Origin of the sequence: Serratia proteamaculans, assembly GCF_949794035.1 — a bacterium.
Lineage (GTDB): Bacteria > Pseudomonadota > Gammaproteobacteria > Enterobacterales > Enterobacteriaceae > Serratia > Serratia proteamaculans.
On sequence record NZ_OX461105.1, the window covers coordinates 83,641 to 95,938 of the forward strand.

Below are 12,298 nucleotides of genomic sequence, written 5' to 3' on the forward strand. Positions count from 1 at the left end.
TTTAATGTAGCCAATATGGCTACATTTGTAGCTAATATGGCTACAAAGAGAAACATCATGTGCGGTTCCCTGCTTGATCTCTTATTCAGTGAATATCGGCGAAAAGTGCTAAGTCTGTTGTTAACACAACCAGAACAAGCATTTCATGTCCGCGAAATTGCGCGCCGTACCGCAACTCAGGCCGGTACCCTACATAAAGAGTTGAACAAGCTGGCGCAGAGCGGCATCTTGCTCAGGCAGCAACAGGGAAACCAAATCTGTTATCGGGCTAACCCCGATTGCCTGATTTTTCCTGAACTGGCGGCTATTTTCCGCAAAACCTCCGGGGTGGCCGAGCGTTTGTGCCAGGCGTTGGTCGAACTTAACGCCGAGCTTGAACTGGCCTTTATTTTTGGTTCGATTGCCAGTGGTAAGGCCAAGGCTGATAGTGATATAGACGTCCTGATCGTCGGCAACTTGTCTTTCTCTGAGGTGATTAACGCGTTTTACCCGTTGCAGCAGGAATTGGGCAGGGAAATTAACCCCAAACTGTACTCGCCGGCAGAGTGGCGGGCGGCTTTGGCGGAAAACTCCGCCTTTATTCAGGACATTATGAGTAAGCCCCAGCTAGGGATTTTGGGAGACAAGGATGACGTTAGACAATTTGATAGGCCTTGGCCTGGAGGCGATACGACCTGACGCAGGCGCAATCAGAAAATTACTCTCCGCTGCTGCGCGTAATCGGCATGACGCCAGTATCACTCTGCTCAGCAATGAAACGCGTTTTGACACGGCGTATAAAGCGGTCATGCAAATCGCGAATGCAGCCCTGCAGGCAGAGGGTTTTCGGACCTCGCCCCATAAACCCGGTCATCATCAACTCATGATCCAATCATTGCCGCTGACCCTGGGTATTTCGCGTGAAGCAATGATCTGTTTGGATGCTTTACGAAAACAACGCAATATCGCTGATTATTCAGGTGATTTGGTGACGGATGCGGCGGTGCATGCCTGCCTGGAACAGGCAGAAATACTTTGGCTGGCGGCTAACGATTGGCTGCAGCTCAAACATCCGCAGTTTTTGGAATAACCTTCTCACACCAACCCACAAAACGCCTTTAGCCGTTCGGCCAGCGCCGGGGTAGCGGCGGGGGCACCATCGCGGTAATACAGCGCCAGTTCAATGTTGTCGATCGGCGGTAATCCTTCGGCGATGCCCAGTACCCGGTGGCAGGGCAAACGGCAGCCGGCTGGCAACAGGGTGACACCCAGCCCAGCGGCGGACGCGGCGGTAAGCGCGGCCAGACTGGCGCTGCTGTAACCGATGCGCCAGCGTTTGCCGAGGTTATCCAGCGCCTGACACAGGGAGTCGCGGTATAACCCATTGAGTGGGAACACAGCCAGCGGCACCGGCGATTGTTCGATAGCCGGGAAGGCCAGACTGTCCAGCCACAGCAGAGGCTCCGGCCTGGCGGCACGCGGTGGCTGGCTGCGACGTTGCTTAACCAGGATCAGATCCAGCTCTTCGCGGGCATAGGCGCTGTGCAGATCGGCACTCAGGCCGCTGGTGACATCCAACCGCAGATGCGGGTTTGCGCGGCTGAACTCTGCCAGCAGTTCGGTGGTGGGCGCGGCGAAATCCTCCGGCATCCCCAGCCGCAGTACACCGTCATGCCAGATGCCGGTCAAGGCATCGTGCGCCTCTTCATTCAGCGCGATGATGCGCCGCGCATAGCTCAACAGCTTGACGCCTTCCTCGGTCAGCAACACCTGATGGGAAGACCGTTCAAACAGCGGTTTGCCCAGCATCTCCTCCAACCGGCGTACCTGTTGGCTGACGGTAGATTGTGACAAAAACACCCGTTCTGCGGCGCGGGTGAAGCTGTTGCTGTCACACACCGCGACGAAGCTGAGCAGTAACTGCGGATTGAACATCGGATAACGATTCATTTTCCCACTGTTGGCTATTTTATTATTTAATTTCCCAATACTAGCGGGGATGCCTAGAGTAAGGCAACGCTGCGGCGGCCACTCTGTGACTCCGCACTCTTCATCCCGGAAGTTCAGGAATAGACCGTGTTAAATCATTTTGTTGTTCCCTCCTTGTTACGCCGCTGGTTCAACCCCCTGCTGTGGGCGCTGGTGCTGATTGGCCTGAATATGCGGCCATTGCTGACCTCGATCGGCCCGTTGTTACCGACGCTGCGGCAGGCTACCGGACTGAGTTTTGGCGGCGCAGCCCTACTGACTACCTTGCCGGTACTGATGATGGGGCTGATGGCGCTGGCGGGTGGGGCGATTAACCGCCTGTTCAGCGAACGCACTGGCGTGGTGTTGAGCCTGCTGGCGATTGGTGTGGGTGCCGCCTGGCGTGAGCTGGCACCGGGCAGCACGCAATTAATGCTGAGTGCGGTACTGGGTGGGCTGGGGATTGGGGTGATCCAGGCGGTGATGCCCGGCATTATCAAACATCACTTTCTCAAGCAGATGGCGCTGGTGGCCGGGCTGTGGTCGGCGGCACTGATGGGCGGTGGCGGCCTGGGGGCGGCGATTACCCCCTGGCTGATGAGTGTCGGCCATGACTGGCACAGTGCCCTGGCCTGGTGGGCCGCACCGGCGCTGGTGGCGTTAATCGCCTGGTGGCCGGTCAGCCGTGGTTTGGCGCGCCTGACGCCGTCGGGGACTTCCAGCGGGCCGAGCCTGTGGTTCAGCCGTCGTGCCTGGTTGCTCGGTGCCTATTTTGGTTTGATCAACGGCGGCTATACCAGCCTGATCGCCTGGCTGCCACCCTATTATATGCAGCTCGGCTGGCAGCCGCAGGCCAGCGGATCGCTGTTGGCGCTGATGACCTTCGGCCAGGTGGTAGGGGCGTTGCTGTTGCCGGCGCTGGCCCGCTCGGCGGATCGTCGCCCGCTGTTATTGCTGGCACTGGCCATGCAGTTGGTTGGTTTCATTGGCCTGATCTATCTGCCGCAGACGCTACCCTGGCTGTGGGTGTTGCTCTCGGGTTTGGGGCTGGGCGGTGCCTTCCCGTTGTGTCTGGTGCTGGCGCTCGATCATATCCCACACCCGGCGGCGGCGGGGCGGCTGGTGGCCTTTATGCAGGGTATCGGTTTCCTGCTGGCGGGTACCACGCCGTACATTTCCGGTCTGCTGCGTGATTACAGCGGCAGTTTTGTGCTGGATTGGCAAATCCACGCGCTGCTGGTGGTGGTGCTGATCGCCATCACCTGGCGCTTCCACCCGCACAGCTACCAGCAGGCCTTCGCCGAATAATATTTCTGTCATTGCGGCTCCCTATAGTGACGTTGCTTTTACTTCTGGGCGATAACAACAAAAAGGGAACCAAGACATGCACATCACCAAAACCCGCCTGGCGCTGTTGGCCGGCTGTATGGCGCTGAGCAGTAACCTGTGGGCAGAAGCTCAACCGGTGCCAGCGACCTTGGCCGGACACGCGTTACTGGCGGTGAAATCCAACGTTGCAGCCCCACAGGATGCCCCCGCCGATTTGCAGCAAAGCGGTAAATACACCAGCGGCAAACGCGTGACCGAACTGGGCAGCGTGGCGGGCAAATCCGCCGATCGCATGACCGGTATCGGCCTGCCGATCAACGGCCAGCCGCTGCAGGGCCATTCCGGCATCAAGCATATGCCCGACGGCACCTACTGGGTGCTGACCGACAACGGCTTCGGCAGCAAGGCCAATTCGCCGGATGCCATGCTGTACCTCAATCACTACAAAATCGACTTCGGCAACGGCACGGTGACGCCACTGAAAACGGTGTTTCTGCACGATCCCGACAAAAATGTGCCCTTCCATATCATCAATGAGAGCACCGATAAACGTTACCTGACCGGCAGCGATTTTGACCCGGAAAGCTTCCAGTTCGCCGACAATGCCCTGTGGATTGGCGACGAGTTCGGGCCTTATCTGATCAAGGCCGATCTGAACGGCAAGGTGCTGGCGGTGTTTGACACCAAGGTGGACGGCAAGGTAGTGAAGTCGCCGGATAACCCGACGCTGACCCTGCCGGGTGCGCCGGACGGCAAACAGAACTTCCAGGTGGCACGTTCCAAGGGCTTTGAGGGCATGGCGGCGTCACCGGACGGCAGCAAACTGTACCCGTTGCTGGAGGGCGCACTGTGGGACGGTGAAAAGTTTGAGAACCTCGACGGCAAACGCTATCTGCGGGTGCTGGAATTCGACGTGAAGCAGCAGGCCTGGACCGGCCGCAGTTGGCAATATGTGTTGGAAGACAATCAGAACGCCATCGGTGATTTCAATATGATCGACGCCACCCATGGGCTGGTGATTGAGCGTGATAACGGCGAAGGCACACAGGACAAAGCCTGTGCGGCGGGCGCACCGACCGACAACTGCTTCAACCAGGTGGCGAAGTTTAAACGGGTATATAAAATTGCTTTCTCCGACGATAACGTCGGTAAACCGGTCGACAAGTTGGCCTATATTGACCTGATGAACATTCAGGATCCGAACAAACTGGCGCACAAACCGCTGAACAACGGCGTGCTGACCTTCCCGTTCTTCACCATTGAAAACGTGGATGTGGTGGACGGTAGCCATATCATTGTTGGCAATGATAATAACTTCCCGTTCTCCTCCAGCCGTCAGCCGAACGTGGCGGATGACAACGAGTTTATCCTGCTGGACGTGAAGGACTTGCTGAAGCCTTAAACCCTGCGAGCCTCCGGCGCATTGCCGGGGGCTAGTGCTATTTCCCTCTTAGCACTGAGGGTAAACTGCGCTATAATCAGCCCCTTGCTTCCGATTCCCGAAGGAAGATCCTCGTCCCCGGTGGGGCGGCCGGACTTCAAATCCGGTTGGGGCCGCCAGCGGTCCTGGGCAGGTTCGACTCCTGTGATCTTCCGCCAAATTTCATCCTGACAGTTTCTGTAAATTCCATAAATCCCCCCAAATCAGTGCAGAACTGCTTTCATTCTAACTAATGGCAGATAATAAATTTTTGGTGAAAATAAACTTCACCAGTTTTAGCACAAAGAGCTAAAAACGCGTCTATCTTTACCATTGAACACTGGATCCGTAAATTAGAGGCGGTTATGTTTCTTAATTACTTTGCGCTGGGTGTCCTTATTCTGGTTTTCCTTATTATTTTCTATGGGATTATTATTCTTCATGATATCCCCTATCTCATTGCAAAGGCACGTAACCATCCGCATGCCGATGCTATCCATGTCGCGGGCTGGGTGAGTTTATTTACTCTGCATGTTATCTGGCCGTTTTTATGGATATGGGCTACGTTATACCGCCCCGAGCGTGGTTGGGGTATGCAAGGTCAGGAGGCATCGTTCGCACAGTTGCAGCAACGTGTGGCGGAGCTGGAGTTGAAACTGGGTGATAATAAAATGCCGCCTTCGGAGTAGCCACCATGGATCTGCTCATTATCCTGACGTATGTCGCTTTTGCCTGGTCTATTTTTAAAATTTTCAAAATCCCGGTCAATAAATGGACCGTGCCTACCGCTGCACTGGGCGGAGTGTTTTTAATCGGGGCGTTAATTCTGCTAATGAATTACAACCACCCCTATACTTACCTGGCGCAGAAAGCGGTGATCTCTATCCCTATTACTCCGCAGGTGACAGGTATCGTTAGCGAAGTAACCGATAAGCAAAACGTATTAATTAAAAAAGGTGAAGTGCTGTTTAAATTAGACCCTGTGCGCTACCAGGCAAGAGTTAATAGACTTCAGGCCGACCTGGTCACCGCGATTAATAATACTCAGGTGCTCAAAGGGCAGCTCGATGAAGCTATTGCCAACACTTCTCGGGTTAGCGCGGAACGCGATCGGTTATATAAAGACTACCAACGTTATGTCAGGGGCAGTCAGGCCAAGGTCAATCCATTTTCGGAAAGTGATATTGATAACGCCCGACAGAACTATCTGGCACAAGATGCGTTGGTAAAAGGCTCGGTGGCTGAACAGGCACAGATAAAAAGTCAGTTAGACAGCGTAATTAACGGGGAGCAATCTCAAATCGTGAGCCTCAGGGCGCAGTTAGCCGAGGCCAAATATAATCTTGATCAAACGGTGATCCGTGCCCCAAGCAACGGTTACATCACCCAGGTGCTGATCCGCCCAGGTACCTATGCCGCGGCGTTGCCATTGCGCCCGGTCATGGTGTTTATTCCTGAGCAAAAACGCCAGATTATCGCGCAGTTCCGACAAAACTCGTTGCTGCGCTTGAAAGCCGGTGATGAGGCCGAAGTGGTGTTTAATGCGTTTCCCGGCCAGGTCTTCCCAGGCAAATTGATAAGAATTCTCCCGGTGGTGCCCGGTGGTTCATATCAGGCGCAGGGCACACTGCAATCGCTGAGCATGACGCCTGGCAGCGATGGTGTTCTGGCCGTGATTGAGCTGGCGCCTAACAGTGAAGTTGACGAATTACCTGACGGCATTTTTTCTCAGGTGGCAGTTTACTCCGATCACTTTACCCATGTGGCGGTAATGCGCAAGGTACTGTTACGAATGACCAGTTGGATGCACTATCTGTATTTGGATCACTAACTCAGTATAAAAAAGCCGCTTCCTGAGGAGGCGGCTTAGTGACTTACGGTTTAGGCATATTGCGTTAATCGCCAGGTGACAGCCTGGTTATTATAGGGGGGCATGGTATTGCCTTTAGCAATAGGAGCGGTGGTTGATGGTGTACCTACAACTGTCCAGACGCCGCTTTCAGGGCACTTGTGCCCGGTAGAGGCTGTAGTACCGATAGGGGATTTAGCCATGATGATCTTTCCTTAATCAGTGCGGTGCTACCCTTAGCCCCGCTAAGAAAGATATTTACAGGTTCTCGTATATATTCAATCCCACAAGCCAAATACAAAGCATTAGTTTTTTATTAGTAAATTTAGGTGTCTATTATTTAAGTTTACATGTTCTTCGCCGTGGATTACTTCAATATATAATAAATTTATATTGTCAGTGTGATGGTATTCTATTTTTATATCATTTTTTGAATAATTTAAATTCTTTATTATTAAGTGGAGAGTTGTTCTATTAATAGAACATTGAAATGGAAAATACAAAACAGGCCCAACGTACAGTCATTCCCTAACCCCTGAACAACGAAGTTATCGGTGACAATAGACGTCGGTTGTCTGGCATAGAAAGCAACCCAATAAGGTCGGGTAGACGGCCTGCGGCCCTGGAAAAGATGAGTTTGAAAGAGTAAATTAGCAGGGTTAAGGTGAGGATCCCGGCCAGCAGTGACTTTTTGTCTATTCTGTCTGACCGGAAAGTTTCCCTGGTGTTGGCTGAGTGACCTACCTGATCTTGCAGAGCAGTTTTTTACTCTTCGCCTAACGCGGTTCATTATAAGACAGAGTGCCTGATTCATAACCTGAACTTAAGTGCAGCTCGTACCTCTACATAAGTGCAGGTTTTCTCACTAAATGGACCAAGTCAGACTGCCACGGAGCCCGTATGTTTTCTTCCTTCAGTGAAAATCAAACAATAACGGAAACGCTCAGGGGACATATCGACCGAAAGTTGTCCTCACTCGGTAGCCCTGAATTCGCCTACACGGTGATTAGAAAAAAAGATCCGTCAGATGTACTTATTATTTCCAGCTATCCTGAAGAATGGGTAGATCTCTACCGCACCAACAATTTCCAGCTCACTGACCCGGTGGTGCTGACCGCGTTCAAGCGCAGCTCGCCCTTTGTCTGGGACGAAAATATCACCCTGATGTCAGATAAGATTTTTTGCCTTTCCAGGCGCTACAACATTGTTAACGGCTTCACCTTTGTGTTGCACGACTCTATGAATAGCTTGGCGTTGTTATCGGTCATCCTCGGCGGCAGTGGAGAAGAGGATCTGGAAAAGCGGATCTCATCCGATCGCGGAGCCATGCAAATGTTGCTGATCGATATCAATGAACAAATGTATCGTCTCGCAGGCTCCGTCTCTTCCAGCCGGCGGAAGCATCATACGGATACGGAAAAACCCATTTTTACCCCACGGGAGAGTGAAGTGCTGTATTGGGCCAGTATGGGGAAAACCTATGGCGAGATTGCCGCCATCGCCAGTATTTCCCCGAGTACGGTGAAGTTTCATATGAGAAATATTGTGGTTAAACTTGGCGTCAGTAACGCCCGGCAGGCTATTCGGTTGGGTGTTGAGTTGGGGCTTATGACGTCGTCAGCAGCCAGATAAAATGAGTCAGGCCCGGTGAGACTCCTTTATGTCATCTCACCGAACCAGCCGAAGGCAGTTTGGCTTTATCTGGCAGAAGGACAGGTCTCCGCCAACGCGGTTAACCCTTCGCTTTCCTGCCTGAATGACACCTTGCCTTGATCCAGCGTGACCACGAAGACGCTGTCGAAATCGCTACCCGGCCATTTGGGCACCGAATTGGCGTCGCCTCCGCGTGCGGCCACGATGTTCTTCACCGCCTTATCGAGATTCTTGTGTTCCCAGGCGATGAAAATGCGTGAGTTTTGGTATTTATCGCTGAGCAACTCCTGTTGCAGCCCGGCGATGTCATCGGCGTGGAACTGAATGCCGATCGGTAACCTCACACGCACGGCGGTGGGCATGATGGTCGACAGCGCCCGCAGTGAACTGCCGGCTTTGTTTTCTTTCGGCCCCGCGGCAAAGATAAAGTCCGGCTTGCCGTAGCGGCTCAGCAGTATGTCCGGCAGCGCCAGCGCGCGGTTCAACCCTTTGCAGGTCAGCTGCCCGCTGTTGTTGGCCGGCTTTTCCCCGTGTCGCACAAAGATCAGCGTTTCCTGCGCCAGTGCACTTTGGCTGAACAGCAGCAACGCCGCCAAACCGCCGAGTAAATTGTGAGCTACTTTGTTAAACATCCTCAACCCTTATGTAATGGCTTGCTGATTTCTGTGCGCTTTTCGCCGCGTTACTCGCTATCATAACCGGCGTGACAAAAGGCCTACCGCACCGATGCGGGGCCTCTGGGATAATTAAATACTGGCCTAAGGAAGGATTTACAATGAAAAACATTTTCTTTTTTGATGCGATGCTGACACCGAAAATCATCACCGGTGTTTACTGGCTTTGCCTGCTGAGCATTGTTGTTGGCGGGATAGGGGCGATGTTCTACGGTGAGTTTTTCCGTGGTCTGTTCGCGATCATCATCGGCGGCGTGTTTACTCGCGTTTGCTTTGAAATGATCATTATTGCGTTTAAAAATAACGAATACCTGCGCAAAATCTCCGAAAAGCCGTAATGCCGTAAAAATCCGCCTTCGTAGAAGGCGGCATTGCTTGGGCGCCCCATAGGGGCGTACTAAGCTCGAACCCTAAGGGTCCTCACTTCACATTCCATGTAAACTCAGCTGGTTTTCTTCTTGCTCGTGTTTCTCTTGGTACTTTACGTACTTGCGGATCATCTCTGCGTTTACACCTACGGTGTCCACACAGTAGCCCTTCGCCCAAAAGTGATTTCCCCACAACTTGTGCTTCCTCAAGTAGGGGAATTTATTAAACAAACGGATAGCTGTTCGGCCTTTAAGGTGGCCCATCACTTCTGATACTGACAGTTTCGGCGGGATCTTTATCAGTAAATGAACATGATCTAACTGAACATTTAACTCCACTATTTCTACATGGAGTTGTTCACTTAATATTCTTATTTGCCTGTAAACCTCTTTCCCTACATTGTTTTTCAGTATTCGAAATCGGCACTTGGGCGTCCAAACTATATGGTATTGACAATGCCAGAGCACATGCGATGCTTTTTCGAACCTACTCATGGTTAAATCCTTATCAGTTATGGGGATAACGGATTCGGATTTTCCCATGAGTAGCATTACTGGCAGAGCCAAAAAGTCGATAACCACGTCCATAGGACGTGGTATTCAGTTAGAAATAAAAATGCCGGGCATCGCCCGGCATCCTGTTATTCCCCCAAAGTTAACGCCAGCCGTTCCCGCATCAGCTCGATAAAATTATCCGGCAATGTTTTCGCCGTTGGCGCCCGCAACGCCTGGCTCCAGACCGGCTCAGGGAAGTGCGAGTCGTCGAGGTAACGCGGGACGATATGCCAATGCAAATGCGGCAGCGCGGTGCCCAGGCTGGCGATGTTGATCTTCGCCGGCGTCAGTCGTTGGCGCAACTGCGCCTCAACCTGTGCCACCACCGCCATGATGCTGTTGCGTTGGTCGTCACGCAGGTCGCTTAACTCGGCGATGTGTTCATGCCACACCACCCGACACCAGCCGGGGAATGGGCTGTCGGCGATAAAAATTGCCCGGCACTGTGAGTTTTGCCACAGCACGATCTCATCGGTCGGATGGCAGTAAACACAAGATTCATGATTCATTTTATTCTCCTGCTGCGGTTTTGGGCGCAGCGAAACCCCGCCGCGCGTTAGCACAGCCAGGTATTCAGTGTGAAAGAGAGCGGGACCGGCGGCCCCGCCGGGGCTACGAGTTAATCACCGACTGGCGGCGTACCAGGCTGGGGGCAAATAAAAACTCCTCAACCGGCAGTTCCGGGTTTTCCAACCGGCCGATCAGCCGATCGACAATTTTCACTGCCATCTCGCGCAGCGGGGGTGCCACAGAGCTGAGCGCCGGGTTGAACAGTTCGGACAGAAACATGTTATCGATGCCGACCACCGAAATATCCTCCGGTACCCGCACCCCCAATCGCTGCAAGGCAGAAATCATGCCGATGGCCAGCATATCGTTCAGCGCTACCACACCGTCCGGCCGTGGTTCACTCTGGCAGACTTGTTCGGCCAGCGTTTTCCCCAGTTCGGCCATTTCGGCATCGCCGTAGGCGAACTGCGCTTTACCTTCGATCACCCTGACCGGCAGCCCGGCAGCCTCCAGTGCCTGCCGGTAACCGGCAATCTTGTTGGCACGGCTGCTGGTCATGCCGGAGGCGGTGGCGAAAGCGATACGGCGGCAGCCCTGGGCGATCAGATGCTGGGCCGCCATGCTGCCGGCGGCGCTATTGTCCATCGACACGCTGTCGATCGGCAGTGCCGTCTCACCCGGTGCCGTCAGGGTGCGTTCGTCGTAGTTAATCATTACCAGGCCGCGTTTCAGGGCGTCACGGAAATGGGGGCGATCGTAAAAGGTGGAGGCGACCACCACGCCACGGATGCCTAACGCCAGCAGGTCGTCGAGAAAACGGATCTCTTCTTCCTGCTGGCGATGGGTATCACCCAGCAGCACCTGATAGCCGTAGTTTTGCTTGGCCGCCAGCTCAATCTCACGCACCAGCGCAGCGAAGCTGGGGTTGACGATCGAAGGCACCAGCAGGCCGAGCATTTTGACCTGTCCGGTTTTGAGCTGCTGCGCCGCCCGGTTCGGCTGGTACTGCAACGCCGCCATCGCCTGCTCAATACGGGCCAGCGTATCCTTGCGCATCTGATCGACCCGGCCGTTCAGCACGTTGGAAACCGTACTGACCGAAACCCCGGCATGACGTGCCACATCACGTATATTCGCCATCACATTCCCGTTTTGCATTAACCCATTACCGCGACTTTATCACGCGCTCGAAAGTGAGTCACAGACCCTTAGGGCGCGATCTGTCCGCCGTTGACGTCGATAATCTGTCCGGTGATGTAGCCGCTGCAGTTATGCGATGCCAGGAACAGATAAGTGGGCGCCACTTCTTCGCTGCGGCCAAAGCGGCCCATTGGGATCGAGGCGCACATCTTGCCCAGCACTTCTTCGCTTTTGCCATGATGGAAGGCGGTGTCGATACTGCCCGGTGAGACGATATTGAAACGGATGTTGTCCTGGGTGAACTCCTTCACCCAGTTGCGGTGAATGTTGTGCAGCCAGGCCTTGGCGCTGGCATACAGACCGGCACCGATACCGCCGCCTTCACGTGCGGCGATGGAACCGGTGCTGATCACACTGGCAGTAGCGCCGCTCTCGCGTGCCGAGGCGCGCAGGTGTGGGATAGCGAATTTGGTGACCATCAGCGCCGAGCGGCAGTTCAGGTCCATCACCCGGTCAAAGAATTCGTCGTCTATCGCTTCCAGGCCGTTGCGCCCGCCCAGCCCGCCGGCGTTATTGATCAGAATGTCGATGCCACCAAAGCGGGCGACAAAGGCTTCGACCAGCGCTTCACAGCCTGCGGAGCGCGATAAGTCGGCCGAGAAGAATGCGCATTCACCGGGAAAGGCGGCTATTTCTGCCGGGGGTTCGCTGCGCATGCCGTTAATGCCCACTTTGGCGCCGTGTTGGGCGAACAGGGCGGCGGTCGCCAGACCAATACCGGCGGTGGAACCGGTGATCAGCACGCGTTTGTTGGTTAAATCAGAGAACATGGTGTGACTCCTTGCTTGAGAAA

General features: G+C 54.0%; 14 protein-coding genes and 1 tRNA gene. 9 read left to right on the forward strand and 6 right to left on the reverse strand.

The window, feature by feature from the left end:
- The first annotated feature begins 15 nt into the window (after positions 1–15).
- Entirely contained in the window at positions 16–678 is a 663-nt protein-coding gene (locus QOT07_RS00365) for a nucleotidyltransferase domain-containing protein (protein ID WP_283602397.1), read from the forward strand.
- Complete coding sequence (locus tag QOT07_RS00370) at positions 629–1,069, forward strand: DNA-binding protein (protein ID WP_283602399.1); 441 nt, start codon at positions 629–631, stop codon at positions 1,067–1,069. The genes QOT07_RS00365 and QOT07_RS00370 overlap by 50 nt, the downstream gene beginning before the upstream one ends.
- A 5-nt stretch (positions 1,070–1,074) precedes the next feature.
- Here QOT07_RS00370 and QOT07_RS00375 read toward each other — a convergent pair whose 3' ends face one another.
- On the reverse strand, positions 1,075–1,929 hold the full coding sequence (locus QOT07_RS00375) for a LysR family transcriptional regulator (RefSeq protein WP_283602400.1): 855 nt from the start codon (positions 1,927–1,929) through the stop codon (positions 1,075–1,077).
- Between the two features lie 126 nt (positions 1,930–2,055).
- Between QOT07_RS00375 and QOT07_RS00380 the strand changes: the two genes are divergently transcribed.
- From QOT07_RS00380 to QOT07_RS00405, 6 genes are all read left to right on the forward strand, one after another.
- On the forward strand, positions 2,056–3,255 hold the full coding sequence (locus QOT07_RS00380) for a cyanate transporter (RefSeq protein ID WP_275881013.1): 1,200 nt from the start codon (positions 2,056–2,058) through the stop codon (positions 3,253–3,255).
- A 76-nt stretch (positions 3,256–3,331) separates the two neighbouring features.
- The gene (locus tag QOT07_RS00385; protein ID WP_275881014.1) at positions 3,332–4,678 is read left to right on the forward strand and encodes an esterase-like activity of phytase family protein; all 1,347 of its coding nucleotides are present in this window, start codon (positions 3,332–3,334) and stop codon (positions 4,676–4,678) included.
- 102 nt (positions 4,679–4,780) lie between these two features.
- Positions 4,781–4,875: transfer RNA gene (locus QOT07_RS00390), tRNA-Sec, on the forward strand.
- Between the two features lie 186 nt (positions 4,876–5,061).
- On the forward strand, positions 5,062–5,385 hold the full coding sequence (locus tag QOT07_RS00395) for a DUF3302 domain-containing protein (protein WP_099062235.1): 324 nt from the start codon (positions 5,062–5,064) through the stop codon (positions 5,383–5,385).
- A gap of 5 nt (positions 5,386–5,390) precedes the next feature.
- The gene (locus tag QOT07_RS00400) at positions 5,391–6,527 is read left to right on the forward strand and encodes an HlyD family secretion protein (protein ID WP_099062234.1); all 1,137 of its coding nucleotides are present in this window, start codon (positions 5,391–5,393) and stop codon (positions 6,525–6,527) included.
- 918 nt (positions 6,528–7,445) lie between these two features.
- The gene (locus QOT07_RS00405; RefSeq protein WP_099062233.1) at positions 7,446–8,177 is read left to right on the forward strand and encodes a helix-turn-helix transcriptional regulator; all 732 of its coding nucleotides are present in this window, start codon (positions 7,446–7,448) and stop codon (positions 8,175–8,177) included.
- 65 nt (positions 8,178–8,242) lie between these two features.
- On the opposite strand, the gene QOT07_RS00410 is transcribed toward QOT07_RS00405, so the two are convergent.
- Positions 8,243–8,830, reverse strand: coding sequence for a histidine phosphatase family protein (locus QOT07_RS00410; protein WP_283602401.1), 588 nt, complete (start codon positions 8,828–8,830; stop codon positions 8,243–8,245).
- Positions 8,831–8,973: 143 nt separating this feature from the next.
- Between QOT07_RS00410 and QOT07_RS00415 the strand changes: the two genes are divergently transcribed.
- Positions 8,974–9,210: a DUF4282 domain-containing protein gene (locus QOT07_RS00415; RefSeq protein ID WP_099062231.1), complete on the forward strand. Its 237-nt coding sequence runs from the start codon at positions 8,974–8,976 to the stop codon at positions 9,208–9,210.
- A gap of 87 nt (positions 9,211–9,297) precedes the next feature.
- Here the strand turns inward: QOT07_RS00415 and tnpA are convergent, their stop codons facing one another.
- The 4 genes from tnpA to QOT07_RS00435 all read right to left on the reverse strand — a co-directional run bounded on the left by tnpA (position 9,298) and on the right by QOT07_RS00435 (position 12,275).
- A complete protein-coding gene (gene tnpA, locus QOT07_RS00420; protein WP_283602402.1) occupies positions 9,298–9,735 on the reverse strand; it encodes an IS200/IS605 family transposase in 438 nt (145 codons plus the stop codon).
- Positions 9,736–9,881: 146 nt separating this feature from the next.
- Positions 9,882–10,304, reverse strand: a complete 423-nt coding sequence (locus QOT07_RS00425; RefSeq protein ID WP_283602403.1) for an HIT family protein — start codon at positions 10,302–10,304, stop codon at positions 9,882–9,884.
- A 103-nt stretch (positions 10,305–10,407) separates the two neighbouring features.
- The gene (locus tag QOT07_RS00430; protein ID WP_207978645.1) at positions 10,408–11,445 is read right to left on the reverse strand and encodes a LacI family DNA-binding transcriptional regulator; all 1,038 of its coding nucleotides are present in this window, start codon (positions 11,443–11,445) and stop codon (positions 10,408–10,410) included.
- 68 nt (positions 11,446–11,513) lie between these two features.
- Positions 11,514–12,275: an SDR family NAD(P)-dependent oxidoreductase gene (locus tag QOT07_RS00435; protein ID WP_207978643.1), complete on the reverse strand. Its 762-nt coding sequence runs from the start codon at positions 12,273–12,275 to the stop codon at positions 11,514–11,516.
- Between the last annotated feature and the right edge of the window lie 23 nt (positions 12,276–12,298).

Coding starts and splice junctions, on each gene's coding strand:
- QOT07_RS00415 (WP_099062231.1), top strand. CDS start 8,974: ATGAAAAACATTTTCTTTTTTGATGCGATGCTGACACCGAAAATCATC.
- QOT07_RS00430 (WP_207978645.1), bottom strand. CDS start 11,445: ATGGCGAATATACGTGATGTGGCACGTCATGCCGGGGTTTCGGTCAGT.
- QOT07_RS00410 (WP_283602401.1), bottom strand. CDS start 8,830: ATGTTTAACAAAGTAGCTCACAATTTACTCGGCGGTTTGGCGGCGTTG.
- QOT07_RS00365 (WP_283602397.1), top strand. CDS start 16: ATGGCTACATTTGTAGCTAATATGGCTACAAAGAGAAACATCATGTGC.
- QOT07_RS00370 (WP_283602399.1), top strand. CDS start 629: ATGACGTTAGACAATTTGATAGGCCTTGGCCTGGAGGCGATACGACCT.
- QOT07_RS00400 (WP_099062234.1), top strand. CDS start 5,391: ATGGATCTGCTCATTATCCTGACGTATGTCGCTTTTGCCTGGTCTATT.
- QOT07_RS00385 (WP_275881014.1), top strand. CDS start 3,332: ATGCACATCACCAAAACCCGCCTGGCGCTGTTGGCCGGCTGTATGGCG.
- QOT07_RS00435 (WP_207978643.1), bottom strand. CDS start 12,275: ATGTTCTCTGATTTAACCAACAAACGCGTGCTGATCACCGGTTCCACC.
- QOT07_RS00375 (WP_283602400.1), bottom strand. CDS start 1,929: ATGAATCGTTATCCGATGTTCAATCCGCAGTTACTGCTCAGCTTCGTC.
- tnpA (WP_283602402.1), bottom strand. CDS start 9,735: ATGAGTAGGTTCGAAAAAGCATCGCATGTGCTCTGGCATTGTCAATAC.
- QOT07_RS00405 (WP_099062233.1), top strand. CDS start 7,446: ATGTTTTCTTCCTTCAGTGAAAATCAAACAATAACGGAAACGCTCAGG.
- QOT07_RS00425 (WP_283602403.1), bottom strand. CDS start 10,304: ATGAATCATGAATCTTGTGTTTACTGCCATCCGACCGATGAGATCGTG.
- QOT07_RS00395 (WP_099062235.1), top strand. CDS start 5,062: ATGTTTCTTAATTACTTTGCGCTGGGTGTCCTTATTCTGGTTTTCCTT.